At 29.6% G+C, this 26,154-nt stretch carries 27 protein-coding genes, 1 rRNA gene and 1 other RNA gene; 4 read left to right on the plus strand and 25 right to left on the minus strand.

All coding sequences use genetic code 11. From position 1 onward, the window contains the following. Nucleotides 1-228 (minus strand): 16S ribosomal RNA (locus tag K8M07_RS02410); the annotation flags it as partial. A 342-nt stretch (nucleotides 229-570) separates the two neighbouring features. Between K8M07_RS02410 and K8M07_RS02415 the strand changes: the two genes are divergently transcribed. Then, nucleotides 571-1,482, plus strand: a complete 912-nt coding sequence (locus K8M07_RS02415) for a selenium metabolism-associated LysR family transcriptional regulator (protein ID WP_223376295.1) — start codon at nucleotides 571-573, stop codon at nucleotides 1,480-1,482. A gap of 54 nt (nucleotides 1,483-1,536) precedes the next feature. On the opposite strand, the gene K8M07_RS02420 is transcribed toward K8M07_RS02415, so the two are convergent. The 19 genes from K8M07_RS02420 to K8M07_RS02505 form a co-directional block, all read right to left on the minus strand. After that, nucleotides 1,537-2,202: a response regulator gene (locus K8M07_RS02420; protein WP_223376296.1), complete on the minus strand. Its 666-nt coding sequence runs from the start codon at nucleotides 2,200-2,202 to the stop codon at nucleotides 1,537-1,539. Next, nucleotides 2,192-3,370, minus strand: a complete 1,179-nt coding sequence (locus K8M07_RS02425) for a sensor histidine kinase (RefSeq protein WP_223376297.1) — start codon at nucleotides 3,368-3,370, stop codon at nucleotides 2,192-2,194. The genes K8M07_RS02420 and K8M07_RS02425 overlap by 11 nt, the downstream gene beginning before the upstream one ends. 15 nt (nucleotides 3,371-3,385) lie before the next feature. Further along, the gene (locus K8M07_RS02430) at nucleotides 3,386-3,844 is read right to left on the minus strand and encodes a chemotaxis protein CheW (protein WP_223376298.1); all 459 of its coding nucleotides are present in this window, start codon (nucleotides 3,842-3,844) and stop codon (nucleotides 3,386-3,388) included. 276 nt (nucleotides 3,845-4,120) lie between these two features. Next, nucleotides 4,121-5,395 (minus strand): imidazolonepropionase, encoded by a 1,275-nt coding sequence (gene hutI / locus K8M07_RS02435; RefSeq protein ID WP_223376299.1) that lies wholly within the window; start codon nucleotides 5,393-5,395, stop codon nucleotides 4,121-4,123. A 9-nt stretch (nucleotides 5,396-5,404) separates the two neighbouring features. Then, nucleotides 5,405-6,301: a glutamate formimidoyltransferase gene (gene ftcD, locus K8M07_RS02440; RefSeq protein WP_223376300.1), complete on the minus strand. Its 897-nt coding sequence runs from the start codon at nucleotides 6,299-6,301 to the stop codon at nucleotides 5,405-5,407. A gap of 13 nt (nucleotides 6,302-6,314) precedes the next feature. After that, the gene (locus K8M07_RS02445; RefSeq protein WP_411741949.1) at nucleotides 6,315-8,333 is read right to left on the minus strand and encodes a urocanate hydratase; all 2,019 of its coding nucleotides are present in this window, start codon (nucleotides 8,331-8,333) and stop codon (nucleotides 6,315-6,317) included. 43 nt (nucleotides 8,334-8,376) lie between these two features. Continuing rightward, on the minus strand, nucleotides 8,377-9,903 hold the full coding sequence (gene hutH / locus K8M07_RS02450) for a histidine ammonia-lyase (RefSeq protein ID WP_223376302.1): 1,527 nt from the start codon (nucleotides 9,901-9,903) through the stop codon (nucleotides 8,377-8,379). Between the two features lie 74 nt (nucleotides 9,904-9,977). After that, nucleotides 9,978-10,460 carry an RNA 2',3'-cyclic phosphodiesterase gene (thpR, locus tag K8M07_RS02455; RefSeq protein ID WP_223376303.1) on the minus strand — a complete coding sequence of 161 codons (483 nt, stop codon included), beginning with the start codon at nucleotides 10,458-10,460 and terminating at the stop codon, nucleotides 9,978-9,980. Beyond that, nucleotides 10,442-10,564, minus strand: coding sequence for a hypothetical protein (locus K8M07_RS12585; RefSeq protein WP_263282423.1), 123 nt, complete (start codon nucleotides 10,562-10,564; stop codon nucleotides 10,442-10,444). The genes thpR and K8M07_RS12585 overlap by 19 nt, the downstream gene beginning before the upstream one ends. A 30-nt stretch (nucleotides 10,565-10,594) precedes the next feature. Beyond that, nucleotides 10,595-11,608 carry a LacI family DNA-binding transcriptional regulator gene (locus tag K8M07_RS02460; RefSeq protein ID WP_223376304.1) on the minus strand — a complete coding sequence of 338 codons (1,014 nt, stop codon included), beginning with the start codon at nucleotides 11,606-11,608 and terminating at the stop codon, nucleotides 10,595-10,597. Nucleotides 11,609-11,811: 203 nt separating this feature from the next. Next, entirely contained in the window at nucleotides 11,812-12,255 is a 444-nt protein-coding gene (locus K8M07_RS02465; RefSeq protein ID WP_223376305.1) for a MarR family transcriptional regulator, read from the minus strand. 45 nt (nucleotides 12,256-12,300) lie between these two features. Beyond that, a complete protein-coding gene (locus tag K8M07_RS02470; RefSeq protein WP_223376306.1) occupies nucleotides 12,301-13,194 on the minus strand; it encodes a YegS/Rv2252/BmrU family lipid kinase in 894 nt (297 codons plus the stop codon). A gap of 239 nt (nucleotides 13,195-13,433) precedes the next feature. Continuing rightward, the gene (locus K8M07_RS02475; RefSeq protein ID WP_223376307.1) at nucleotides 13,434-13,886 is read right to left on the minus strand and encodes a DUF948 domain-containing protein; all 453 of its coding nucleotides are present in this window, start codon (nucleotides 13,884-13,886) and stop codon (nucleotides 13,434-13,436) included. Nucleotides 13,887-13,898: 12 nt separating this feature from the next. Then, nucleotides 13,899-14,261 (minus strand): YtxH domain-containing protein, encoded by a 363-nt coding sequence (locus K8M07_RS02480; RefSeq protein ID WP_223376308.1) that lies wholly within the window; start codon nucleotides 14,259-14,261, stop codon nucleotides 13,899-13,901. Between the two features lie 125 nt (nucleotides 14,262-14,386). Continuing rightward, nucleotides 14,387-14,578, minus strand: a complete 192-nt coding sequence (locus tag K8M07_RS02485) for a hypothetical protein (RefSeq protein WP_223376309.1) — start codon at nucleotides 14,576-14,578, stop codon at nucleotides 14,387-14,389. A gap of 145 nt (nucleotides 14,579-14,723) precedes the next feature. Beyond that, nucleotides 14,724-14,966 (minus strand): hypothetical protein, encoded by a 243-nt coding sequence (locus K8M07_RS02490; protein ID WP_223376310.1) that lies wholly within the window; start codon nucleotides 14,964-14,966, stop codon nucleotides 14,724-14,726. Between the two features lie 102 nt (nucleotides 14,967-15,068). Further along, nucleotides 15,069-15,243: non-coding RNA, 6S RNA (ssrS, locus tag K8M07_RS02495), on the minus strand. Between the two features lie 73 nt (nucleotides 15,244-15,316). Continuing rightward, nucleotides 15,317-17,071: an ATP-dependent metallopeptidase FtsH/Yme1/Tma family protein gene (locus K8M07_RS02500; protein WP_223376311.1), complete on the minus strand. Its 1,755-nt coding sequence runs from the start codon at nucleotides 17,069-17,071 to the stop codon at nucleotides 15,317-15,319. 596 nt (nucleotides 17,072-17,667) lie between these two features. Continuing rightward, nucleotides 17,668-17,952, minus strand: a complete 285-nt coding sequence (locus K8M07_RS02505; RefSeq protein WP_223376312.1) for a hypothetical protein — start codon at nucleotides 17,950-17,952, stop codon at nucleotides 17,668-17,670. 135 nt (nucleotides 17,953-18,087) lie between these two features. Between K8M07_RS02505 and K8M07_RS02510 the strand changes: the two genes are divergently transcribed. Then, on the plus strand, nucleotides 18,088-18,696 hold the full coding sequence (locus K8M07_RS02510; RefSeq protein ID WP_223376313.1) for a hypothetical protein: 609 nt from the start codon (nucleotides 18,088-18,090) through the stop codon (nucleotides 18,694-18,696). Nucleotides 18,697-18,712: 16 nt separating this feature from the next. On the opposite strand, the gene K8M07_RS02515 is transcribed toward K8M07_RS02510, so the two are convergent. Beyond that, nucleotides 18,713-19,630 (minus strand): RluA family pseudouridine synthase, encoded by a 918-nt coding sequence (locus tag K8M07_RS02515; RefSeq protein WP_223376314.1) that lies wholly within the window; start codon nucleotides 19,628-19,630, stop codon nucleotides 18,713-18,715. A 116-nt stretch (nucleotides 19,631-19,746) separates the two neighbouring features. Between K8M07_RS02515 and K8M07_RS02520 the strand changes: the two genes are divergently transcribed. Then, on the plus strand, nucleotides 19,747-20,559 hold the full coding sequence (locus K8M07_RS02520) for an NAD(+)/NADH kinase (RefSeq protein WP_223376315.1): 813 nt from the start codon (nucleotides 19,747-19,749) through the stop codon (nucleotides 20,557-20,559). Nucleotides 20,560-20,605: 46 nt separating this feature from the next. On the opposite strand, the gene pepF is transcribed toward K8M07_RS02520, so the two are convergent. Genes pepF through K8M07_RS02540 form a run of 4 tightly spaced genes read right to left on the minus strand, consistent with a single transcriptional unit; the run spans nucleotide 20,606 to nucleotide 25,515 of the window. Next, complete coding sequence (gene pepF, locus K8M07_RS02525) at nucleotides 20,606-22,411, minus strand: oligoendopeptidase F (protein ID WP_223376316.1); 1,806 nt, start codon at nucleotides 22,409-22,411, stop codon at nucleotides 20,606-20,608. A 26-nt stretch (nucleotides 22,412-22,437) separates the two neighbouring features. Then, nucleotides 22,438-23,841 carry a peptidoglycan D,D-transpeptidase FtsI family protein gene (locus K8M07_RS02530; RefSeq protein WP_223376317.1) on the minus strand — a complete coding sequence of 468 codons (1,404 nt, stop codon included), beginning with the start codon at nucleotides 23,839-23,841 and terminating at the stop codon, nucleotides 22,438-22,440. A 1-nt stretch (nucleotide 23,842) separates the two neighbouring features. Then, nucleotides 23,843-25,072: an FtsW/RodA/SpoVE family cell cycle protein gene (locus tag K8M07_RS02535; RefSeq protein ID WP_223376318.1), complete on the minus strand. Its 1,230-nt coding sequence runs from the start codon at nucleotides 25,070-25,072 to the stop codon at nucleotides 23,843-23,845. Nucleotides 25,073-25,083: 11 nt separating this feature from the next. Further along, nucleotides 25,084-25,515, minus strand: coding sequence for an FHA domain-containing protein (locus K8M07_RS02540; RefSeq protein WP_223376319.1), 432 nt, complete (start codon nucleotides 25,513-25,515; stop codon nucleotides 25,084-25,086). A gap of 138 nt (nucleotides 25,516-25,653) precedes the next feature. Here K8M07_RS02540 and K8M07_RS02545 point away from each other — a divergent pair, with 138 nt between their 5' ends. After that, nucleotides 25,654-26,049, plus strand: coding sequence for a PspC domain-containing protein (locus K8M07_RS02545; protein ID WP_223376320.1), 396 nt, complete (start codon nucleotides 25,654-25,656; stop codon nucleotides 26,047-26,049). Nucleotides 26,050-26,154 lie beyond the last annotated feature (105 nt).

The following is a 26,154-nucleotide window of genomic DNA, read 5'->3' on the forward strand; positions in this document are numbered from 1 at the left end:
CTTTAACTTAAATTTCATGCGGATTTTAAGTATCATAGGGTATTAATCCCGGTTTCCCGAGGCTATCCCCTTGTAGAAGGCAGGTTCCTCACGCGTTACTCACCCGTCCGCCGCTAAGATACTTGCATCTTCATCCCGAAGGAATCTGTCGCAAGCACTTCGCTCGACTTGCATGTGTTAGGCACGCCGCCAGCGTTCGTCCTGAGCCAGGATCAAACTCTCATTGAAAATCTTAAGTTTGTCGGCTCTCGCTGACTTTTTTCTTACTCAAAGTACTTCACACTGTTTAGTTTTCTAGGTTCTTTTTCGTCAGCTACTTTTTTTCACCGACTTATATAATATATCATAATTCAACACTGTTGTCAAGGAAATTTTTAAAGTTTTTCTAAAATAATCCTTTAAATAATTAATGTTTCATTTTCTACAGTCTTCCCTGACAGCTATTTTAATATACCAGGATTTTGATCATTTGTCAACAGTTTTTTAGTAAAATTTTTGTTTTCATTTTATCTATATCTCTGATAAAATAGAGTATACAAGTAAAATATTTTAAGAAAGGATTGTTTTTAATTGGATCTAAGACAACTAGAAACTTTTATTCAAGTATCAAATTTACAAAGCTTTTCTAAAGCTGCAAAAAAATTATATATAACTCAACCTACGGTGACTAACCATATCCAAAATTTAGAAAAAGAATTGGGTACTTTACTAATTAATCGTTCAGGCAAGAACATTTCTTTAACAGATGCAGGAAGTTTATTTTATAAATATGCTATTAATATAGTTAATTCCTGTGAGATGGCAAGGTTTGATTTAGAAGCCTATAAGGGACGTATCCAAGGTCATCTTCATATCTATTCTAGCTCAGTACCAAGAAAATATATATTGCCTAAAATATTGGATAATTTTCTACAAGAATATCCTGATGTAACCTTTACCTTATCTGATACAGACTCAAAAAGTGTAATTAATAGTATATTAGATGGTGATACTGACTTTGGTATTGTAGGAGCTAAATACCCCTCAAATAAATTGGATTATATTGAACTTATGATAGATAGATTAGTCACAATTACCCCTAATTCTTCTCATTTTTCAAAACCAAATTATTCGTATTTAACTAAAGACGAAATTGTTAAACAAAAGATATTGTTTAGAGAAAAAGGTTCTGGTACTAGAGATCTATTGGTCAGGGAGTTTGTGAAAAATAAAATTGATATAGACGATTTGAACATAGTAGCTTATATTGAGGATACTGAAGTTATTAAAAAGTTGGTATCTCTAAAAATGGGAATAAGCTTTATATCTCAAAAAGGTATAACTGACGATATCAAATTAGGCAAATATAAGGCTTATTATATTGATGGGATTGATTTAAGTAGAAAGTTTTATTTTGTATATCATAATAAAAGACAACTTTCTCCTTTAAATGAAACTTTTAAATCATTTATATTAAATTATATTAAAAAATATCCATTATAATATGATACTTAAAAATCATATATTTAAAGAAACCAAAGAGATAACCTTGGTTTCTTATATTTTCTTAATGTTATTTTTAAATGCAAATATTGCAGCTTGTATTCTATCATTCACTTCAATTTTCTTAAATATGCTTGAAACATGATTCTTTACAGTCTTTTCACTAATAAAGAGTTTACTCGCAATATCTTTATTGTTTAATCCTTCAGCTATTAACATTAACACCTCGTATTCTCTCTTTGTTAATGATTCAATTTTCTTTACTTCGTCATCTTGTTCGTTATCATCTTTATTCATTCCGTCAACTAACATGGATGCAATACTTGGTTGTATATAAGTTTTACCTTTTATAACATTTCTTATTGCTTTTATTAAACTGTCAGCATCTGAATCCTTTAATACATATCCATTTGCTCCTATTTTCATAGTTTCAAACAAGTATTCTCTATCATCATGAATAGTAAGCATTATAACCTTAGAATTTAATCCTAAATCTTTCATTCTTCTCAAAACATCGATACCAGTCATTTGAGGCATATTTATATCCAATAGTATTACATCTGGCTCATCTTGCAAAATTTTATCTAATGCTTCTTCGCCATTTCCAGCTTGGGATATAACTTCTATATCTTCTTCTAATTCAAGTAACTGTTTTAATCCTTCCCTCATTAAAATATGATCATCAACTACCATCACAAATATTTTATCTCTATTTCTCATTCTCATTTCCCTCCTCAGGTAATACTATATAGATAATTATTTTGGTGCCTTTACCTAAAGTAGATTTCACTTTTAGAACTCCTTCTAAAAGTTCCACCCTTTCCTTCATATTGATTAACCCATAACCCCCAGTATCAATACCTTGTTTTTTGTAAACTTCATTATAATCAAAGCCAATCCCATTGTCAATTATTGATATGTTTAGACGTCTAAAAGAAAATTCAATTATAATTTTAACTTCAGTCGCTTGAGAATGTTTGTTTATATTGCTTAAAGCTTCTTGTATTACCCTGAAAACAGCTATTTCTATTGTTGAATTTAAAGAAATCACCTTGCCTAACACTTCTAAATCAACATATATTCCAGTATATTCAATAAAATTATGTATATATCGTTCTAAAGTAGGAATTAAACCTAAATCATCTAAGGACATCGGCCGTAAATCATATATTATCTTTCTTATATCTTTTAATGTAATCTTGACTAAATCTTTTAAATTTCGTAACTCTTTTTTAGATTTATCCTTATCAATATCCATTAATTTTTCACATAATTCTGCCTTAATAACTAAACTTGCCATAGATTGAGCTGGTCCATCATGTATATCTCTAGCTAATCTTTGTCTTTCTTCTTCTTGTGCTTCAACTATTTTTATACCTAAAGCCTGTCTTTTATTCAAGTGATCTACAGTAAACAATATCTCATCTATATTTCCTCTTAAATATTCTGTGACTACATTTATTGATTTCCAAGCTTTTTCAGCCCTATTGCAAACTTCTATAGCAGATTTCAATCTTAACTCCTGGCTTCTACGTTTTGTTATCAGATTTTTTTCCTCTTCTCTTTTTACGAATAATTCAATTCTTGCGGCATTAGCTTTATCATAAGTTTCTTTTAAATCATCTTCAGAATATATATGAAAATTCTTATTTACATTTGATAGATAAGCTCTACTTTTTTTATCTTTAATTTCCAACATATCTACTTCTTTTATTGTCTTTTCAACTTGTTCGTTAATTTCATTAAGTTCATCCCGGGCTATTTTAACATCAGCTCTTGCCTTCTCAACAATATCAATTATTTCATCTTTACTACTTTCTATAGAAGAAATGGTATTTTGAAATATTTCATTTATCCTTTCAACACGTTGCTTAGTACTTTTTGTCATTTATCCACCCCATCTTTACATTTCCATTTCTCTTATTTTAGATTTTTCCTTATCCGTTAATACATTATGTAAATTTAATAGGATTAATAACCTTTCCTCATCTATCTTCCCTATAGCAGTTATAAACCTTTTATCAATTTGTGAAATTACACCTGGTGCAGGTTCTATATTATCATCATTTAATCTAATAGTTTGAGAAGCTTGATCTACAACAAAACCAATTTCTTTATCTTCTAAGTTGATTACTATTATTCTTGTTTCTTTTGTTATTTCAGTAGTATTCATATCAAATCTTTTCTTTAAATTAATTATCGGAATTACTCCTCCCCTATAGTTGATTATCCCATCAATAAAATCAGGAGTCTTAGGCACATTCGTAGATTCTTTATATGGAATGATTTCCTTTACTTTCATTATATCTATTCCAAATTCCTCTTTACCTAAATTGAAAACCACATATTGTTTTTCTGACATACCAAAACCGCCTCTCTCAATTTTTGTATACTTTATACTATTCTATAAAAGTAAAGTTTCTCCTTCTTTATTTTTATATTTCTGCAATATTTTCGAAAAAAAGTTAAATATATTTAACTTTTTATAAATTAATATAAGAAAAGCTTCTATTGACATATTTAATAATTGAAGATGTTTCTTTAATATAAGCCATAAAAAGACTTTTAGTTTAAAAGGTACCTTTTAAACTAAAAGTCCGTTTCTATATAATCTAATAGAAGTAAGTCAAATATAATTCTATAATATTTTACCAGATTTTTCAAATACTATTCTGCCGTTCTTTATAACTTTATCAGTATGATTTATTCCATAATGATATATTATATATTCAAAATTCGGTGCATCAAATATTACTAAATCTGCATTTTTACCACTTTCTATACTTCCTATTCTATCTTCCAATTTCAAAGAAGCAGCTCCATTAATAGTTGCCCCAGTTATAACCTCTTCAGGAGTCATCTTCATAATGATTGAAGCAAAACTCATAATAAGTTGCATATTTTCTGTAGGACAACTACCTGGATTATAATCTGTCGATAATGCAACTGGCACTCCTTCCTTGATCATCTTTTTAGATTCAGCAAATTTATTTGCTTGTAAGTTGAATGATGTTCCAGGAAGCAAATTAGCTATTACTCCTTTTTCAGCCATCATTTTAATACCTCTATCACTTGCTGCAACTAAATGGTCAGCTGTAACGCACCCTATTTCTGCTGCCAATTCTGCTCCACCAAGCGGTTCTATTTCATCCGCATGTACTTTGGGAAGCAATCCATATTTTAAACCTGTTTCTAATATTTCTCTTGTTTCTTCTATTGTAAAAACTCCTTTTTCACAAAAAACATCACAAAACTTAGCTAATTTTCTATTCGCTACCTCCGGTATCATATCATTGATTATTATATCAACAAATTCTCTTGAATTCTCCTTATATTTTGATGGTATAGCATGAGCTCCTAAAAATGTAGATATCACATCTATGTGATGATCTTTATTTAACTTATTGGCTACTTCTAACTGTTTTATTTCAGTATTAAAATCATCTAATCCATATCCACTTTTTGCTTCTACAGTTGTAACTCCAAATTCCAGCATAGTATCTAAACTCCTGCTGGCTTTTTCATATAACTGCTCAAATTTCGAATTTTTAGTAGCCTCTACAGTACTGTGTATTCCTCCCCCAGCTTCTAATATGTCTAAATATGGAACTCCTTTCAACTTCATAGCTAATTCATTCTCCCTTGAACCTCCATGCACAAGATGTGTATGAGAGTCTACTAAACCTGGAGTTACTATTTTACCTTTACCATCTATAAAAACAGTATTTTCGTGCCTTTTTATATCATCGGGTAATTCTCCTTTTCCTACATAAATTATCTTATCGTTTTTTATTGCAATTATTCCATTCTTTATTAATCCTACTTCCTTCATTTCTTCTTTAATTCTAGGTCTATTTGGTCCCTTTAAAGTCAATAAATTATCTATATTTTTAATTACTAAGTCAGCTTTCATATCATCACCTTATTCAAACATTCTTTTTTCAAGTATCTGATCGGAACTAAATTCTTCTAATCTCAAGTAATAATCAGCTACATCTATTAATGCTTGCATAGGAACTAATCCAATGATTTCACTCCCTATAACATTTACCCCATATCGTCTTGCCTCTCTTTCTATAGTATCGAATACTCTAAATAGAGAAGTTTTCGTATAGTCTACCATATTCATGGATACTTGAACAATATCTCTTTCAGTTATTTCTAATCCTAATGCCTTACAATACGTAAATCCGCCAGTTTTAGCTCTTACCACTTTGGCTATTTTCTTGGCAATTTTTATATTATTTGTATCTAAATTAACATTGAATGCTACCAATGGTGCTCTGGCTCCTACTGCTGTTACTCCTGCTTTTATATTTAATTCTATAGGCCCAAAATCTGGTGTCCATTCTTTTTGTTTTATTTTTTCTTTCATTCCTTCATATTGCCCTCTTCTAACATCAGCTAGATTTTCTCTTAAGACTGATGTTGCAGATTTCTCATATAAAAATACTGGAATATTTAATTGTTCACCTATTCTTTTAGCTAAACTTTTAGAGTAATTTATACATTCTTCTACAGTTACATCTGATATTGGTACTAGAGGTATAACATCCGTTGCTCCCATTCTCGGATGTTCACCAGTATGCTTTGACATATCTATCAACTCAGAAGCAACCTTGGCAGCATTAAACGCTGCCTCTATTACCTTTTCTGGTTCTCCAACAAAGGTCACTACTGAACGATTATGGTCCTTATCCATAGAATAATCCAACAATTTTACTTCATCTACTTTTCTTATTTCATCTACAATTTTTTCTACTACTTCTTTATTTCTTCCCTCACTAAAATTAGGTATACATTCAATTAATCTAGCCATTCGAATCCCCTTTCTATTTTTCTACATCTTCTTCGTATCTTTGATCAACCAATTTCTTAATTAAACCTTCATCAGGTATATATGGAATAGTAATATGGTCTGTATCTTTAAATTTCTTGTTATATTCAATAGACGTTTCTATTGAATTTTCATTTCTTGCCCAAGAACGTCTTGCTACTCCTACCATTACATCCCAAGGCATTGCTGTTCTTATAATGTTGTCCACTCTTTCGCTACCATCTAATGCTAAACCAAACCCACCATTTATGGCTTTTCCTATTCCTACTCCACCACCATTATGAAGAGATACTAAACTCATTCCTCTTGCTGCATTTCCAGCAAAACAGTGAGTTGCCATATCAGCCATAATATTACTACCATCACTTATATTTGCCGTTTCTCTAAATGGTGAATCTGTTCCTCCTGTATCATGATGATCTCTTCCTATCATTACAGGTCCTATTTCTCCATTTCTTACCATTTCATTAAACTTCAACGCTATATTCATTCTTCCTAATGCATCTTGATAGAGTATTCTTGCCTGAGTTCCTACTACCAATTTGTTTTTATCCGCATCTCTTATCCATACCCAATTATCTCTATCTTGGAATCTCCTGTTTGGATCTATACAGTCCATAGCAGCTTTATCTGTCTTCATTAAATCTTCATGTTTGCCACTTAAACATACCCATCTAAATGGTCCATATCCATAATCAAATAACATTGGTCCCATTATATCTTCTACATAGGATGGGAATATAAATCCTTCACTTTCATCTTTTCCATTCCTTGCTATATCCTTAGCTCCTGCATCATATACTGCTTTCATAAAACTATTGCCATAATCGAAGAAATATGTTCCTCTATTTACTAGTTCTTTTATTAACTCAAAGTGATGCACTAACGATCTGTCTACTAATTCTTTAAACTTTTTCTTATCCGTTTTTAACAATTCTGTTCTCTGTTCAAATGTAAGGCCTTGTGGGCAGTATCCTCCATCATATGGTACATGACAGGAGGTTTGATCTGATAATAATTCTATATGTTTGTCATTTTCTACCGCATATTCTAACAGATCTACTATATTGCCATGATATGCTATAGCTATTGGTTCCTCTTTTTCTTGATATTCTTTTGCTTTGTTAAATACTTCTTCTATATCTTCTATTACTGTATCTATCCAACCTTGTTCTAATCTTGTTTGTATTCTTGATGAATCTACTTCGGCAATAATTCCTACTCCTCTAGCAATTTTTACTGCCTTTCCTTGAGCTCCACTCATCCCTCCTAGTCCAGAGCTAACAAATATATGTCCCCTTAAATCTTGATCTCCCTTTATTCCTAATTTGATTCTTCCTGCATTTAATATAGTATTATATGTTCCATGTACTATTCCTTGTGGTCCAATATACATCCATCCACCAGCTGTCATCTGTCCATAGTTTGCTACTCCCATTGCTTGAGCTTTAATCCAATGTTCTTGATTATCAAACATTCCGACCATTAACGCATTTGTTATTATTACTCTTGGACTATTAGGTGTTGACTTAAATAGTCCTAACGGATGTCCAGATGCTACTACAAGTGTTTGTTCTTCTGTTAACTCTTCAAGATATTTTTTTAATAACCTATACTGCATCCAATTTTGACATACCTGCCCTGTTTCTCCATAGGTAACTAGTTCATAGGGATATAAGGCTACATCGAAGTCTAAATTATTATCTATCATCACCTGAAAGGCTTTTCCTTCTATACAATTTCCTTTGTATTCGTCAATTGATTTCCCTTTTATTCTTCCTTCTGGTCTAAATCTGTAGCCATATATCCTTCCTCTTGTAAGTAGTTCTTCTAGAAATTCTGGTGCTAATTTTTCATGCCATTCCTCTGGGATATATCTAAGCGCATTCTTCAGTGCAACTTCTGTCTCTTTCTTTGATAGATTGAACTCCCTTTTTGGAGCACGTCTTATTCCTTTCTCAAACTTTGGCATAGATGGTAATTCAGGAAATATTTCTGCTAGTTTTACTCGCATAGCATTAGAAACTTCAATGTTTTTAACCATAAAATCTCCTCCTTTATAATAATTTATTTAAATTATTTTCAACACTAACAAGTAATTGGTTTGATTTAATTATTTCTTCACATTTGTCTATTTCTTTGTACATTATTTTATCATCTTCAACAGTTGATACATGTTTTCTAACTATATTATAGGCTATTTCCGTACCTTTTCCTAGTTTTTTCTTACCCCTTAAATCAATTGCTTGACAGGCAGCAAAGAGTTCCATTGCAATTACCTTCCTAGTGTTTTGTAGTATTTCTCTAGCTTTTCTTGCGGCAATAGTTCCCATAGATACATGATCTTCTTGATTAGCTGAAGATGGTATTGAATCTACACTAGCTGGATGAGCTAATACTTTATTTTCCGATACTAAAGAAGCTGCTGAATATTGCACTATCATAAAACCTGAATTTAGTCCTCCTTTTTTGGTTAAAAATGCAGGTAGCTCACTTAATGCAGGATTTACTAGTCTTTCTATTCTCCTTTCAGATAAATTTGCTAATTCAGACAATGCAATACCTAAAAAATCAAAGCTTAATGCCATAGGTTGTCCATGGAAATTCCCCCCAGATATAACATCTTTAGAATCTAAGAATATTAATGGATTATCAGTTGCAGAATTAATTTCAATATTTACTTTTTCCAAAACATATTGGAAAGCATCTTTACTAGCCCCATGAATTTGTGGAATACATCTTAAAGAGTATGCATCCTGAACCCTCATCTCTCCTTGTTTAGTCGTCATTTTACTGTTCTGCAATAGTTTTAGTAAATTCTTAGCTGAATTCATTTGCCCTTGATGTGGTCTCACTTTATGAACCTTTTCATCAAATGCATCAACTACTCCATTTAATGCTTCTATGGTAAGAGATGCTGCTATATCTGCCACTCTGCTTAAACAAATACTATCATAGGTTGTTAATGCTCCAATGGCAGTCATTACTTGAGTACCATTTATTAAAGCCAGCCCTTCTTTTGAAGTTAATTCAATAATCGATATTCCAGCCCTCTCCATAGCTTGTTTCCCCGACATAAGCTCTCCGTTATAATTAGCTTCTCCTTCACCAATCATAACTAATACCATATGTGCTAAAGGTGCTAAGTCTCCACTAGAACCTAAAGAACCTTTCTCTGGAACTACTGGGTGAACTCTCTTATTGAGCATTTCTATTAATGTTTTTAATGTGGATAATCTTATGCCAGAATAACCTTTTGCTAATGCATTAGCTCTTAAAAGCATTATCCCCCTTACAATTTCTTCATCTAATGGTCTGCCTACTCCACAAGCATGACTCATTATTAAGTTTCTTTGTAAATCTTTGGTTTCCTCTTTTGAAATTGATACATCACTAAATTTACCAAATCCTGTAGTAATTCCATATACTACTTTTTCTTCTTCTACAAATTCGTCTACAAGTTCTCTTGATCTTTCCACCTTTTCCATTGCTCCTTTTGCCATCTCTACTTCATATCCAAACCTTACAATATTGATAAATTCCTCTAAACTTAAACTATTTCCATCAATTAAAACCTTGTTCATTATTATCTCCTCCATTCTTTAATTATATTTGATTTTATGCATTAACAAATTAAAGTGTAAAAAAACCACAGTGATTATCTGTGGTTATACTCATTATTATGACTATCATATTTGAAATTATAAGATTTTATTGGAGTATACACTCTTTTTCTCATAATTACCTCACTTTTCATAAGAACTAAATTATTTAATAAATAGTGATTACCTAATTCATTCTTAACAAGCTTTTTAAATTGATCGAAATCTAAATTGGATATCACCTTTCTACCTAAAGTTATATGAGGATTAAATCTTCTTTTTTCCATTGTAAAACCAATATCATTCATCTTGTTTTCTATTATATCATAAATTATATTTAATTTCTCTATCTCGCCTCCTAAACCTACCCATATCACATTATATTTATCTTTTCTTTTATTAAAACAACCTAATTTATTAAGATTAACAGTTATAGGTGTATTGTTTAATACTATATCCTTGAGAACTTTATCTATATGATATACATATTTATTATCTATTTCTCTTAAAAATTTTAATGTCAAATGAAAATTAGACATAGATGTCCAGCTTCCATTCTTTGAATTTTTTTTAGAATACTTTGGATCTTAAATAATTTATCTTTTAATTCATCCTCAAAATCAATGCCAATAAACGCTCTCATAAACACACCACCATGTTAAGTAAAAAATTATTATTTAATTTCTCTGCAGCTTTCCCTCTTTATTAGTTGAATTGGAAGATACGTATTTTCTTCCTCTGACTCATCTCCATCTGTTTTCTTTATTATTCTCCTAGCTGCAACAGCTCCTATATCATAATAAGGTTCTTTAATTGTTGTAAGTCTTGGACGATAAATTGATGCTATCTTTATGTCCCCATAACCACAAATAGAAATATCATTTGGCACTTTAATATCACTATCATAACAATAACTCATAAATCCTATAGCTAATTCATCCTGACTGCAAAATACTGCAGTAATATCATTCTCTTTAACAATATTGATTATTGAATCTCCCATATTATATCCATCTTTGATTGAAAATCCTGTTGTAGAATACAAATAATCTTTACATCCATTTTGGGCTTTAATAGCATTACTAAATCCATCTATTTTATACTTTTCTATGGAATTATCTTTATCGTCTTTTGCAGATACAAATAATATATTTTTATGTCCTAACTCTATTAGATATTTAGTCATCTTATTACTTGCTTCGTAATTATCTATAGATACAGAGGGTAAGTTTAAATTATCATAATATTTATTTATATATATGTGTGGAATATTAAAGTTTTTAATCTCATCTATAGCTTGATCATCGTTTTTTTCAGAAATTAATATTATTCCCTCTACTTGCTTACTCATTAAAAGATGTGCAAACTTTGTCTCAGTATCTGAATCTCCATAACTACTTGATAAAAGAATATCATATTTATACATTCTCCCTATTTCTTCTATTCCTCTAACCATTTCAGCTATATAGTGATTACCAATATCCGTTACTATTACTCCAATTAAGTTGGATTTTCTTGTAACAAGGCTCCTGGCTACTTGATTAGGTTTATAACCAAGTTCTTTTATAGCATCCAAGACTCTTTTTTTTGCTTCTGGACTTACTGGCTTAGAGTTATTAATAACTCTTGAAACTGTAGAGATAGATACTTCGGCAAGTCTAGCTACATCTTTTATCGTTACCGTCATGCTTTACCCTCCTCATTATTCACGCTAAGATATTTATATTATATCATATCTTTTTGAACTATAAAACGAAATGCGAAAAATCAACTACTTCATAAAAACTACTATGTTTATTACTTTTCAACATTCTATCTATTTTAAACCTATTATATACCAATTTCATGTTAATTTCTAACCTTTCCATTTTAGATCATAGAATAAATTTACTAATCATCTTTCATAGCATTATATAAAAATTTAAATCCTTCATTTAAAGATATCTTTTGTTCTTCTGTTAATCCTTGCATTTTTAGATCCAAAAATTTTACACGTTTCTCTAAAACTTTTTCTACTATTTTATGTCCTTTAGACAATACCACAACTCTGACTACTCTTTTGTCCTTTTCATCCTTTTTTCTGGCCACAAGTTGGTTTTTTTCCATTCTATCGACTAAATCGGTTATTGTACTACATGCTAATGCCATTCTTTGACTTAATTCTCCTACAGTCAATTCCCCATGACTAATAAGAATTTGTAATGCTGTAAATTGTGGAATTGTAATATTAAAATCACTTAATATCTCTCTTCCTTTTAAACGAATAATATTATCAACTTTTCTTAAATATTTCTCTATACTAATTATATTTTTTGATATATTGTTTTCTTTCAAAGTAACACCTCCTAATCCTATCTATTTAATATAATGGCTTATAATTTAAGGTACGAATATTTCAAAATTCTTTGGTAACACCTTATAAACTGCTGGTAATTTACCTCCATATTCTCCATCAACATCTATAGTAATATCTTCGCTATCAACAGTCTGTACAGATATTTCTTTCGTTTTAAAATACACTACATTAGGATGATTAATATGTTCTCCTTTGAATATATTAATAAATATCTGTGCTAAATCTTGTACTTCAGACTTTTTGATTACAATAACATCTAAGTATCCATCGGTTACCTCTGCATCAGGAGCAATTTTCTTAAATCCACCTATAGAAGCAGTATTGGAAATTAAAAACAATAATACATCATCTTCTTTCGTGTATTCTTTGCTTTTAAATTGTATTCTAATAGTTCTAAATTTATTTTTTGGAATTTCTCTCAGACCTTCCATGTAATAGGCCATCCTACCAAATATACTTTTTATTTCAGAAGACACTTTGTAACCAATATTTGTTAAAAGTCCACTTGCTGCTACATTTATGAAATATTCATCATTTACTTTTCCTAGATCCACATTAATTGTCTTTCCATTTTTTATCATCTTAAAAAAAACATCTATATTTCTAGGCAAGCCCATATAATTTGCAAAATCATTAACTGTTCCAGTTGAAAGAATCCCTACAGGTATTATTCTATTGCCTTTTACTATTCCTTTAGCAACTTCATTTATAGTGCCATCCCCTCCACAAACAATAATAGCATCCCAATCTTCTTGACAAGTTCTTATTGTTTCATACATTGCATCATCTTTTTTCTCTGTATTAAATTTACCGACAATATAACCTTCATTTATCAAAAGATTACATAGATAATCAATCCTTCTCTGCGTTATTTGCCTTCCAGAAGACGGATTATATATAATCTTAACCCTTCGCATCTATATCAACCTCTCCTAATCTATATAATTAATATACTTCCACGTTTATATAATGATTATTGTATGTTTACTCCTTATAGGTTATGAGTATACTATCATAATCTTATAAACCTACTATATATAGTATATCAATAGTAAGTTTTTTGGCAATATGCTAGAGTAAAAGAATACATATATATATTTATATCACTTTCGTTTTAAATTATTGAAGAGGACTCAGCTGAGTCCTCTTCAATAATTTAGTGTTTTTTGAATGCATTCTTAACTATCTCTATTATGTCCATAATTAATTCTACGTAATCACTTAAATTTCTAACATTATCTTCAATTGTAGAAGCTGTTATACTTAAACTATCACTTACTGTATCAATAGCATTAAAGACCTTACCACTGGTATCATCTAATCTCTCTGAAATTTTATTTGCATTGCCGACTAAGCCATTTATTTCTGAATATGTTGATTCAACAAGTTCTTTTGTATCATTGGTTATAGAATTTATATTTTTAGAAATTTCAGGAAGCTGCTTTAAGGTTGTATCAATTTCCTTTTCATTTTTTTGTAATAATCTTCTAGCTTGAGATATTAAACTATTTGCATTTTTTATCATTATTATTAAATAGCTTAATACTCCTATACCTAATAAACATAGAATGAAAATAAATAGGTCTTGAATTGTTAGAGTAGCTGTCATGTCTGTCACCTTCTACTCTTCTTCATCAGTATCAAGTTCTATTTCATCAATATCGACTTCTTTACTTTCTAATTCTACTTCAAACATATCTCTATCCTTTATTTCTTTCACCTTATCCTTTATATCTTCCATTACTTTTTCCTGTACATTTTTAATTGTATCTGCTGAATCCTTAATAGACTTCTTAGCAGTTTCTGCAGCCTCTTTAGTTTTATTTGATATATCTTCTCTAGTTTCCTTACCAGATTTAGGAGCCAAAAGAATTCCAGCTACAGCTCCAATTATAGTTCCTAAAGCTAATTTCCTTACAGTGTCTTTTTGTTGTTGTTTCCTTTCTCTCTTCTTTTTTTCTCTTAATAAATCAGATATCCTCATAAGACATCTCCCCTCTTCGTATTTTCTTTATTAAAGTTATTTTAACATAAAATACCCTAATAATCTTCTTTTAATTAAAATATAGTTCTGTTTTTACTTGGTTAAGGGGAAAAATTTTTAACTATTTAACTATGGTCTAGCTTTTTTAACATATCCTGTAGCTTTCTAGCCTGATACCCTGACTCCTCAGCAAAATTTCTGAATAAATCTGCAACTTCCGTATCTTGAACATTTTTTGCATACATTTCATAATCTCTAACCATTTCTTGAGCATCCAATATCTTCTTCTTTAATACTTCTTTTGCATCTAACTCCATCATAATACCTCCTATAATTCAATATTTAAGTATCCTTTATATTTTTGCCAATATTTTATACAACTATACTGTTGTTATATGAATGTATTTCAAATTTTATAAACATTATAATTATATACTTTAAAATTTCGCATTTTAGTATATATTAATATTCTTTTCTTTCTATGGAATAATTTCCCCTATGACCACAATTAGGACACTGAAATACATGAACACATTCATCTCTTCTAACTCCATCAACTTCATCAGATATTTCATCTAATAAATAGGGACTATAGTCATCATAGTAATTGACCTTAGCCCCTTTATCTTCCATTATTGTGTTACATTTAACGCATTTATATTCTATTTTATATAATCCATTACACAATGGACATACCAATTTCATATTACAACCACCTACTACTCTATAAATTTCTTTACATTTATTATTTCATTAAATAAAACTTAATATACAAAAGCTCCTCAGAATAATATCCCAAGGAGCTTTATTATTCCCGCAATGCCGCTTCCGAACTAATTCACACCCGCCTCTCACAAGGTGGGTGCCCTGTCAACAACTTTGAGCTTCCATCCTATGAAGGCCTGCCCTACACTGCTGAACTCGAACTCCCTTATCTACTATGTCGGTTGAATTAATCGGTCTACGTACATCGCAGAATTATTATCTATGTTTATTATACCCTTAATAAACATAATATTCAAGTTTCAATAATAATCCTAATTAAGAATTTATGGTCAATTAGCCAATATTTGATCTATTTGCTCTTCATTTAATGATTCTTTTACTATTAATTCATTTGCTATTAAATCTAAATATTTTTTATTCTCAATTAAAATATTTTTAGTTTCATTATAAAGATTTTCTAGCATTTCCTTTGCCCTTTCAATCAATGAAACATCTGTAGTTAAATTATTATTTACTACGACATCATAATTTATTAACCCTAATTTTTCATCCATGCCATAAGATCCAATCATTAATATAGTCATTTCCGTAGCTTTTTGAAGGTCAGATGACGCTCCTGTAGTTATATTATCGCTACCAAATATAATATCTTCTGCTACCCTTCCTCCTAATGCAATCATAATATTTGATAAAATATCTTTTTTTGTCTGATACATTCTATCTGGTGGTATATTTAAACTAAAACCACCCATCCCTTTAGTGCTTGGAATAATACTTACCTTTGTAACGCGATTTAGTTTGGATAACTTCTTTGAAACTAAAGCATGTCCAGCTTCATGATAAGCAGTAATTTTTTTATCTTCGATAGAAATACTGCTCCTGTCCTTCTTCTCTTCTCCTACTAATACATTAAAATAAGCTTTGTCTATATGTTTCATAGTTATTTTTTTATCGCGTTCTCTAGCTGCAATCATAGCAGATTCATTCATTAGATTCTCAAGTTTTGCTCCACTAAAATACACCGTTTCACAAGCTATCTTCTGTAAATCCACATCTTCTGACATGGGTTTATTTTGGCTATGAAGTCTTAAAATAGCAAGCCTTGCATTTATATCAGGAAGTCCTACTTCTATCTGTCTATCAAATCTTCCTGGCCTCAATAATGCTTCATCTAATGTATCAATTCTATTCGTTGCCGCTATTACTACTATTCCCTCATTACCTTTAAACCCTGACATTTCAGTTAATAAGGCATTTAAAGTTCTCTCTCCTTCTTCGCTATTACCATTGAAATTTCCGCCTTTTCTAGCTTTTCCTAAAGAATCAAGTTCGTCGATAAAAATTACACTTTTACCATTCGCTTTTGCTCTTTTAAATAGTTCTCTTATTCTACTTGCACCTAATCCAGCATAGACTTGAACAAAATCCGATCCAGATACTGCGTAATAAGGAACATTTGCTTCTGACGCCAACGCTCTAGCTAATAGAGTTTTTCCAGTTCCAGGAGGGCCGTACAATAATACGCCTTTTGGTAATCTGGCTCCATATTTAGCATATTTTTCTGGTTCTTTTATAAAATCAACTAATTCTTTCAAAGATTCTTTAGCTTCTTCATTCCCAGCAATATCATCAAAGGTAACCTTATCTATTGATGATGCTGGTGTATCTAAATTTGCCATATTAGCCATTTCCCTCTGAGCTAGTTTTGAACCATTGTTTACTAAATATGCTACAACCCCTATTCCTCCTATCATAAGAATAATTGGTATTATTTTGCTTGCAATTCCATTACTATCATCATCTTCTACCACATCAATATTATATAAAAGTAATTTTTCTTTAAAATTTTCTACACGAGGATTATCTGTCATAAATTTAGTTCCATCCTTTAATTCCCCGGTAAACTTTGATGAATCACTAATTTCAACTTTTGTAACTAACCCTTTTTCAACTTGATCTAAAAATAATTTATATGACATTTCCTTATATTCTTTATTTTGATTGATTAAAAAGTAAATACTTGAAAACAATACGATGGATATAAATAAAACTATTAATAGCTTTATTCTTCCATTTATTTTCATATCAATTTCCTCCTTAGTTTACATAATACTATCATAAATTATAACATCAATTATTTTGCTTGTCTATTTGATAAATTTTACAGTGAAAAATAAGAGATTCTACACTTTTAATTTTATTTTCAATATTAAATATAAAATTTAAGTGAAGAATCTCTTTTTTAAATTAAAAGCACTAGTAACTAATTATAGGTACAGAACTTAGACTCTTATATTATTTTTTAACCACTAGTGCATAAGTCCCCCATCTTCTAAAAATAGGAGATGTAAACACCGAAAAATTAATGATTCAATATCATTCATTTTATGATATAATAGTTCTTTGATAACTGGATATATAAGGTTGCAAGAAGAATCCAACAATAGCGAAAACCAAGCATTGCCTTTCTTGCGTAAAATATCTAATACACTAAAGAAACCGATAATATCGACATCTACCCTCGATCCGAGGGGAAGTTAAGCCTGTGGAGAGCCATATAAGACCTTGCTAATACAATATAGAAAGGCACAGCTCTAAAAAACAGGAAAAATTCTAGTACATGATATTAGAAGCTTCCACTTCTGCGTGAGTAAGTGGTAAGTAGTTCACTTATATATTATTAATCCCTACCTAACGCTTGTAATATTTTATCTAGCTTATCTTGTTGTTCTTCATTAAGCATTGGTCTTATAGCTTCCAATTTTTCGAAAATTGCCTCATATTCCTCAGGTTCCATTTCAGATTCTATTTTCTCATTGGCTTTAATTATTTCAATAAATATATCATCTTCAGATTTATTGGAGTATTTATCTGCTAATTCTTCAATTTTATCAATTTGTTCTTTCCCTGGTTCAAAATCTTTAAATCCTTCAACTACTTTTTTGATATTGTTTTCTTCATTCATACTTACTACCTCCTTAATACATTCTAATCTAATTTATGAATTAATATCGTTATATATTACAATAAAAACTTGTAACCTTTTTCACAACAAAAGCATAATATAAATTATATCTATTTGCTTTTAGGGGGATTTTAAATGAATAGTGGAATTATTTTATTTCTAATGACAACTCTAATCAATAATGACCAAAGAAAACCTCTTACACATTTAAACTATAATAGAGCTCTTATAGATGTAGATACATCGTATGCAATGGAAAAGATAAGAGTTATTAAGAAAATCGGTCCTTATTTTCCTGAAGAATACATACCAATTATAAACAAAGCTATAATTATTGTAGAGAAAATTATAAAAATGCATGAAACATTAGAATTTATGCAAGCTAAAGAATCCAATTATATTGAAAAGGTTCTTCCTGTTAAGAATAATCAAGAAAGAATAAGTTACATAGCAAATACAATAAAAAAAGATTTTCCCGAAGAAGATATCAAAAAAATGGGTTCAACAATAGAAACAATATTAAAGGTTGATAAATACAATAAATTATTTAACACGTTAAATACTCTATTATCCAATCTAGATAATTTGAATGATACAGATAATCTGATAAAATTAATGAAGCCATTTATGCACGATAAGGATGGAAAAGAATTAAGCAAAATTAAAGATATGAGCAAAATGTTTGAGATCTTGCAAACTTTAGATTCTCCAATAAAAGAAGAGAATAATGATAAAAATCTTTAAAACTTAGTACTAAGTTTTAAAAACCTTTATCATCACCATTTTTTCTCAAATGTTGGACAAGTTTTTTAATATCATCTGGAAGAGGTGCTTTAAATTCCTTTACTTTTTTAATTCTAGGGAGATTTACTTTTAAATAATATGAGTGTAATGCTTGTCTTTCTATATTATTGTCAGGTTTGTAATATAATGTATCTCCAATTATAGGATGTCCTATATGATTTAAATGTACTCTAATTTGATGATTTTTCCCTGTAAATATTTGTACCTCCAAAAGTGTTGCATTCAAATATCTTTCTATTACCTTATACTTAGTTATTGATTCCTTTCCATTTTCTGTTACAATATTTTTTATATTTTTTCCCCCTTTTTCTATAGGCAAATCTATAATATCCTCGTCTTTTTCTACTACTCCTGCTACTAATGCAATGTATTTTTTTTCAACTTCATTTCTTTCAAATTGTAATGCCATCTGTTGATGTGCAAAAGAAGATTTTGCTACAACTAATATTCCCGATGTATTCATGTCTAATCTATTCACAAATCTTATTTTCTTTTTAATTCCATTAGATTTAAAGTAGTAACTAATTCCATTGGCAATAGTATTGTTTTGATTGTTTTTGGTAGGATGGACTATAGTATAGGGATGTTTATTTATTAATATTAAATCAAAGTCTTCATATATAATATCCAAAGGAATAGGCTCTGGGTTTATACTTTCTTCTTCATCTTCCATGACTAATGATATTATATCTCCTTTTTTAAGGGATCTGTTTTTTTTAGCTAGATTTCCATTAACAAATATGTTCTTTTGTTTATATAATCTTCTAAATAGTCTCCCTGATATCTCTTTATTAGATAAGAACTCTTCTAATGATTTTTTATCATTTTTTACATTAAAAATGATTACACTTTCACTTTCTTTAAATAAATTCATAGAACCCTCCAAATATTAAAATTTTTAATGTATAATATATATGTGCATATAACTATAAATAATTATATCAGAATTAATATACATTTAAAGGACTTTACAATTTGGAGGATGATTTTTTGAATCTTGATGAGAAAAGAATTATAAATATAATATCAAATAATGATGAAGCTTCAATAAAAACTTCTAAGTTACTGATAAAGAAATTAAACAATAAAGGGTTTATAGTTCCTCAAAAATACGATAGAAATGCTGAACTGAATATTTGTATTGGTGGAGATGGGGCTTTTCTAAGAACTATACATAAATATAAATTTTCGGATATTCCCTTTACCGGAATTAATACTGGACATCTAGGTTTTTTTCAAGAAATACTTCCTAAAAACATCGATGAATTCATCAATAAATATATTGAACATGATTATGTAATTGAAAATATTTTTTTAGTAAATGCTAATATTTACACTAAAACTAATTGTTTTAAATTATTTGGTGTTAATGAAATAGTCCTTAAAGGAATCAAATCTAAGGTAGTACACTTAGAAATTTTTATTGATGATAATCATTTAGAGAAGTTTTCTGGTGATGGTATAATAATTTCTACTCCTGCAGGTAGTACTGCTTATAATTTTTCAAGTGGTGGCAGTATAGTATATCCTTCTTTAAAAACATTACAGATAACTCCACTATCTCCTATTAGTTCTAGAGTTTATCGTTCTTTACTTAATAGCATAATTGTGCCAGGAGGTTTTACAGTAACTATAAAACCTGAATATCGTTATGAAAATTCCATTTTAGCCGTTGTAGATGGAATAGAATTAAAATATGATGATATAATAAAAGTTGATTTCATTGTTCCCACAAAAACTATATCCAAGTTAAACTTTGATAAAAATATGTATTGGAATAATTTAAAAAGTAAATTTCTATAATGGTATTAGGGCAGGATTTGAATCCTACCCTAATAAAAATGCTCACCTATATTAGTTTATCCATTTCATCTACTAATTGTCTAAATAATTTTAATGCATTATCTACTGGCTCTTCTATTGTCATATCTACTCCTGCAGCTTTAAGTACATTTATTGGGTAATCAGAACTACCACTCTTTAAAAAGTTTAGATATCTTTGAACAGCATTATCCCCTTCTTTAAGAATCTGTTGTGACAAAGTTACTGCAGCTGAAAATCCTGTAGCATATTGGAATACATAAAAATTATAATAGAAATGAGGTATTCTTGCCCATTCTATAGCTATTTCTTCATCAATTTCAACATCTACTCCATAATATTTTTCATTTAATTCCTTATATACCTGGCTTAAATAATCGGCAGTTAATCCTCCACCTTTTTCAGCATATTCATAAATTATCTTCTCAAATTCAGCAAACATTGTTTGCCTAAATACAGTAGTTCTAAATTGTTCTAAATAATGATTTAGCAAATATAGTTTTTCCCTATCATTATTTGTATTCTTAAGCATATAATCTAGCAATAATGATTCATTAGCTGTTGAAGCTACTTCTGCCAAGAAAATACTATATCCACTATATACATACGGTTGCTTTTGTTTCGAAAAATAGCTATGTATTGAGTGTCCCATTTCATGTGCAACAGTAAACACACTATCTAAAGTATCGTGATAATTAGTCAATATGAAAGGTTTTGAATCATATGTACCACCAGAATATGCTCCAGATTTCTTTCCCTTGTTTTCATAAACATCAATCCAGCGATCACTAAAACCTTCTTTAACGACATTTATATATTCATCTTTTAATGGTTGTAACGCCTTTATAATTATATCTCTCCCTTCATCATAAGAAATATTAAAATCGACATCCTTGACTATTGGAGTATATAAATCATACATGTGAAGCTTATCTAGGCCTAGTGCTCTTTTCCTTATTTTCATATATTTATACATACTGTCTAAATTGCTATGAACGGATTTCAATAAATTTTCGTACACCCTTATTGGTATATTATTTTCATTTAAAGAAGCTTCTATAGCCGAATTGTATTTCCTCACTCTTGCATTAAATATATTTGCCTTAGTATTTCCATTTAAAGATTGAGCAAAGGTATTTTTTAAACTGTTATAAGTATTATAAAACCCCTTAAAAGCCTTTTCTCTTACATCTCTATCTTTGCTTTCCATAAGAGGGATAAAATTTCCCTGTGTTATTTCGACATCTGCTCCATTTTTATCTTCAATAGTTGGAAATTTTAAATCAGCATCATTTAACATAGCATAAATTTGTTGTGGAGAGTTGGCTAATTCCTCCATTTGTGCCAATAAATTTTCTTCTTGAGAAGAAAGTGTATGATCTTTCTTTCTTAATAAGTTCTTCAAATAATGTTCATATAGCTGTAAACCCTCATTTTCTTTCAAATAAGTGTCTAAAGTTTTTTTATCAATTTGAAGTATCTCTGGTACCATAAAAGAAGTTTTTTCTTGAATCTTAACATATGCTCCTAAACCCCTGTCAGCTAAAGCTTGAGAGCTACTAACTCTTGTATCTTCATCAAGCTTCATGCTTGCATAAGAATAGACATTGGATACTTTTCTATAAAGTTCTCCCATATCTTCTAAAGTATTCAATAATTTTTCACTGGATTGACTAATATTTCCTTTATGCTTCTTAAACTCCTCAGCCTGTTTTAATACATCTAATAAATCTTTTTCCCAAGTTTCTTCGTTCTCATACATTGACTCTATATCCCAAGTATTTTCAACTGGTACATCCTTTCTTTCTATTGTTTCTACTTTTTCTCTGCCCATAATATATAAGATTCTCCTTTCCATAATTAATTAATGGTATTTAAAGTTTCTAACATTATATTTCTTGCAATTGGTGCTGCAGCTTGCCCGCCTGATGAACCTTCCTCTTCTAGAATAACTGCTATGGCTATCTTAGGCTCTTCTGCTGGAGCAAATCCAATAAACCAAGCGTGGTCTTTTCCTGAAGAATTTTGTGCAGTTCCAGTTTTACCCGCAACTTCAACACTATCTATACTTGCATTTTTAGATGTACCTCTTTTTACCCCTTCTACCATCATATTTTTTATTTTACTGGCAATAGATATTTCAGTTCCTTTAGAAATAATTTGAGTTTTATTAGAATCTATTACTCTACCTTTTGGAGATATAGTTTCCTTAACTAAAATCGGTTTCACAACGTCCCCTCCATTTGCAATGCCTGAAGCTACCATTGCCATGTTTAAAGGAGTCATCAAAACTTCACCTTGCCCAATACTTGCAGCTGCAATATCTGTTTTACCAGCACTACCTTTATAAGGAAATGAAGATTTATCAACTTGAAGGTCAAATGGAATTTTCTTATTTATAAAAAACCTCTCTGCTACTTCTCCTAGTTTTTCCTTACCAATCTCCACTCCTCTTTCAGCAAAATAGGTATTACATGAATAAACTAAAGCATCTTCTAAATCTATATTGCCATGGCCTTTCTCGTTATAATCCTTAAAATTGTATCCATCAATTTTTGTACTTCCAGTACATTTATATTTTTCATCTACATTACCTTTTTCAATTGCCGCAATAGATGTCAATACTTTGAACGTAGAACCAGGCTGGTATAGCCCAGATATAGCTCTATTTAATAATGGACTATTCTCATCTTCTACAATATTATCCCAATCTTCTTTTAATGTAGATGGATTAAAGTCAGGCATACTCACCATAGAGTAAATTTCGCCTGTAGTTGGATTTATTGCCACTATAGAACCTTTCTTCCCCTTTAGAAAATTTCTTGAATATTCTTGTATGTGATGATCTATCGTTAATTGTAATGTATTCCCTTCAGTATTTGGAACTATTATATTCTTTAGCTCATTTAAAGTAGTGGATTCACTAATATTTAATAACGCATTATTGTACTCTAACTCCAATCCTGCCTTTCCGTACTCTCTATGATTATATCCTATAATATGACTGTATAAATTCTCATAATTATAAATCCTATTATAGCTTCCATCTCTTTTTTCACTATAAGCCAATATTTTTCCATTTCTGTCCATTATGGAACCTCTTAATATTTTTTCTTCACCTATCCATAATCTTTTATTATAACTATTCATCTTTACAGATTCAGCTTTAAATATTTGAAAATAGCTAATATAAATAACTAAACTAACAAAAAGGATGCAAATTCCAATCAATATAGTAATTATCCTTTTAACTTCTTTCTCCATACTATTCCTCCTCAAAATCTAACTCTTCTGAAGCAACCTGAAGAATGCCGAGTGCTATAAAACTAGACAGCATTGAACTACCACCATAACTAACAAAAGGTATAGTAATACCAGTAAGAGGAATCATCTTTAATACCCCACCAAATATTATAAATGACTGAATTCCAAATAATATGCTTATCCCTAAAGCCACTATCCTAAAAAACTCATTTCTTTGCTTTATGGATATTTTAAATCCTCTATATACAAGTATTAGAAATAATATGATAATACCTATTCCAGTAAATATACCCATTTCTTCACATATTGCTGAAAAAATAAAATCTGTATGAGCTTCCGGAATAAACTCTGGATGTCCTAAGCCGAGCCCAGTTCCAAAAAATCCTCCTTCTGCTATTGCAAATAATGATTGAGTTATCTGGTATCCTTTAGTATCTATAGTCTTCCATGGGTTTAACCAGATCTCAACTCTACTCATAACATGGGGAAATATAAAATATCCTATTACCGCACTTACTGATAAAATTAGTATATTTAATAATACTAGTTTCCTATTTTCTTCATATATGAATTGAAGGCAAAGAAATATTGCAGAAAATATCAAAACACTTCCCAAGTCCTTTTGTAAAAACAGAAACAAAGTGAATAAATACATTATTCCTATTAAATAATAACTTCCAAACTTCATTTTTTTAAATTTATCATAATTTGTATAATAAGAACTGATCGTAAAGATAGTTGCTATCTTTATGATTTCAGATGGTTGAATGCTAATTCCACCTATTGAAATCCAATTCACAGCTCCCTTTACTCTGCTTCCCAAAATCAAAGTTAAGATAAATAATAAAATAGAACTAATTACATATATTAGGAACCAATTCTCCCATCCTTTAATCTTTTTTATTAAAAAATAAGTAATAAAGAATAATATTATTCCTAATCCAATCCAAAATATCTGTTTCATACCTAAAGTCGAGTCTATTCTATATATCATAATGCCACCAATACTAACTAGCATTGTAACTATTAAGAATATAAAATTATCTCCCGTTGATATACGCAATAACATAAAATTAGAAATATATACTATAAAAACAAGCATTAATCCAGAAAATATAGTAAACTTATCCAAATCATGTCTATAATATATGAAAAGAAGAAATAAAGACATCAACTCAAATATAAATAAAAAATTTCGTGGTAATCTATAATTTATTTTTCTATTAAACATAACTTTTACTCCTATTCTTTATTTACAAATAAAAATTCAACTTGACCTACTCTAATTCTATCACCATTCTCTAATCGCACAACATCCATTATTTTATCTCCATTCAAATAAGTGCCATTAGCACTATTAAAATCCTCCAAATAATAATCTCCTTCATCTTTTACTATCTTTAAATGTCTCTTAGATATATATGGATCTTTTATTACAATTTGATTATTATTATCTCTGCCTAATAAAATTTCATCATCTAAAGGATAATATTCCTTTACTTTAAATGGCAAAGAATCTTTTCTGTTTATAAGCTTAAAATATGAGGTATTATCCAATGATGTTGGGTGTATTCCTCTTATATCAAGATATATCAATCTAATTACACTAAGAATAAATAAATAAAAGATAATAATAAAAACATATTTAAATATTATAGAAATTATATTAAACATATTTGCCTCCTGAGTTTATTCTATCCTTTAAATAATATTATCATAAACATCATCTATTGTGAATAATTTTAATTACAACTCCTATTCAACTTTAATCTTTTATTTGATAAAATAAATATGAGAGGAGGGACCTATTAAATGAGCAATAAATTGAAAAGATCAAAAGCTGATAGAATTATCGCTGGAGTTTGCGGTGGAATAGGCGAATATTTTAATATTGATCCAGTAATTATACGTATAATCTGGGTTGTATTCACTTTAATGCCTGGTACCCCTGGATTATTAGCTTATATAATCTGCATGTTTGTTATTCCTGAAGATGATGGAATAATTTATCATAATAATAATAGCTCTAACATAAACACTAGTAGTACATCAATATTTATAGGTATTGCCCTAGTAGTTATAGGAGGACTTATGTTGCTTAGGATTATATTTCCCAAATTCTATAATATCTTTAATATCTTTAGATATTGGCCAATACTCTTAATTATAGCAGGCATTTATATTATATATAATCAAAGAAAAAGATGACAAATAATTATAGGGAAATACAACTATGTAAATATAATAGTTTATTTGTGTATTTTTTACTTTCTACTGGAAATAATATGAACAACATTGTTAGCCAAAGGAAGG

This window comes from Schnuerera sp. xch1 (genome assembly GCF_019931165.1).
GTDB lineage: Bacteria > Bacillota > Clostridia > Tissierellales > Tepidimicrobiaceae > JAIOUP01.

Excerpts from the sequence above, each read along its gene's own strand:
- K8M07_RS02420 (WP_223376296.1), bottom strand. The coding sequence starts at position 2,202 with ATGAGAAATAGAGATAAAATATTTGTGATGGTAGTTGATGATCATATT.
- K8M07_RS02425 (WP_223376297.1), bottom strand. The coding sequence starts at position 3,370 with ATGACAAAAAGTACTAAGCAACGTGTTGAAAGGATAAATGAAATATTT.
- K8M07_RS02430 (WP_223376298.1), bottom strand. The coding sequence starts at position 3,844 with ATGTCAGAAAAACAATATGTGGTTTTCAATTTAGGTAAAGAGGAATTT.
- hutI (WP_223376299.1), bottom strand. The coding sequence starts at position 5,395 with ATGAAAGCTGACTTAGTAATTAAAAATATAGATAATTTATTGACTTTA.
- ftcD (WP_223376300.1), bottom strand. The coding sequence starts at position 6,301 with ATGGCTAGATTAATTGAATGTATACCTAATTTTAGTGAGGGAAGAAAT.
- K8M07_RS02445 (WP_411741949.1), bottom strand. The coding sequence starts at position 8,333 with ATGCGAGTAAAACTAGCAGAAATATTTCCTGAATTACCATCTATGCCA.
- hutH (WP_223376302.1), bottom strand. The coding sequence starts at position 9,903 with ATGAACAAGGTTTTAATTGATGGAAATAGTTTAAGTTTAGAGGAATTT.
- thpR (WP_223376303.1), bottom strand. The coding sequence starts at position 10,460 with ATGTCTAATTTTCATTTGACATTAAAATTTTTAAGAGAAATAGATAAT.
- K8M07_RS12585 (WP_263282423.1), bottom strand. The coding sequence starts at position 10,564 with ATGAGAGCGTTTATTGGCATTGATTTTGAGGATGAATTAAAAGATAAA.
- K8M07_RS02460 (WP_223376304.1), bottom strand. The coding sequence starts at position 11,608 with ATGACGGTAACGATAAAAGATGTAGCTAGACTTGCCGAAGTATCTATC.
- K8M07_RS02470 (WP_223376306.1), bottom strand. The coding sequence starts at position 13,194 with ATGCGAAGGGTTAAGATTATATATAATCCGTCTTCTGGAAGGCAAATA.
- K8M07_RS02475 (WP_223376307.1), bottom strand. The coding sequence starts at position 13,886 with ATGACAGCTACTCTAACAATTCAAGACCTATTTATTTTCATTCTATGT.
- K8M07_RS02480 (WP_223376308.1), bottom strand. The coding sequence starts at position 14,261 with ATGAGGATATCTGATTTATTAAGAGAAAAAAAGAAGAGAGAAAGGAAA.
- K8M07_RS02485 (WP_223376309.1), bottom strand. The coding sequence starts at position 14,578 with ATGGAGTTAGATGCAAAAGAAGTATTAAAGAAGAAGATATTGGATGCT.
- K8M07_RS02490 (WP_223376310.1), bottom strand. The coding sequence starts at position 14,966 with ATGAAATTGGTATGTCCATTGTGTAATGGATTATATAAAATAGAATAT.
- K8M07_RS02500 (WP_223376311.1), bottom strand. The coding sequence starts at position 17,071 with ATGAAAATAAATGGAAGAATAAAGCTATTAATAGTTTTATTTATATCC.
- K8M07_RS02505 (WP_223376312.1), bottom strand. The coding sequence starts at position 17,952 with ATGAATGAAGAAAACAATATCAAAAAAGTAGTTGAAGGATTTAAAGAT.
- K8M07_RS02510 (WP_223376313.1), top strand. The coding sequence starts at position 18,088 with ATGAATAGTGGAATTATTTTATTTCTAATGACAACTCTAATCAATAAT.
- K8M07_RS02515 (WP_223376314.1), bottom strand. The coding sequence starts at position 19,630 with ATGAATTTATTTAAAGAAAGTGAAAGTGTAATCATTTTTAATGTAAAA.
- pepF (WP_223376316.1), bottom strand. The coding sequence starts at position 22,411 with ATGGGCAGAGAAAAAGTAGAAACAATAGAAAGAAAGGATGTACCAGTT.
- K8M07_RS02530 (WP_223376317.1), bottom strand. The coding sequence starts at position 23,841 with ATGGAGAAAGAAGTTAAAAGGATAATTACTATATTGATTGGAATTTGC.
- K8M07_RS02535 (WP_223376318.1), bottom strand. The coding sequence starts at position 25,072 with ATGTTTAATAGAAAAATAAATTATAGATTACCACGAAATTTTTTATTT.
- K8M07_RS02540 (WP_223376319.1), bottom strand. The coding sequence starts at position 25,515 with ATGTTTAATATAATTTCTATAATATTTAAATATGTTTTTATTATTATC.
- K8M07_RS02545 (WP_223376320.1), top strand. The coding sequence starts at position 25,654 with ATGAGCAATAAATTGAAAAGATCAAAAGCTGATAGAATTATCGCTGGA.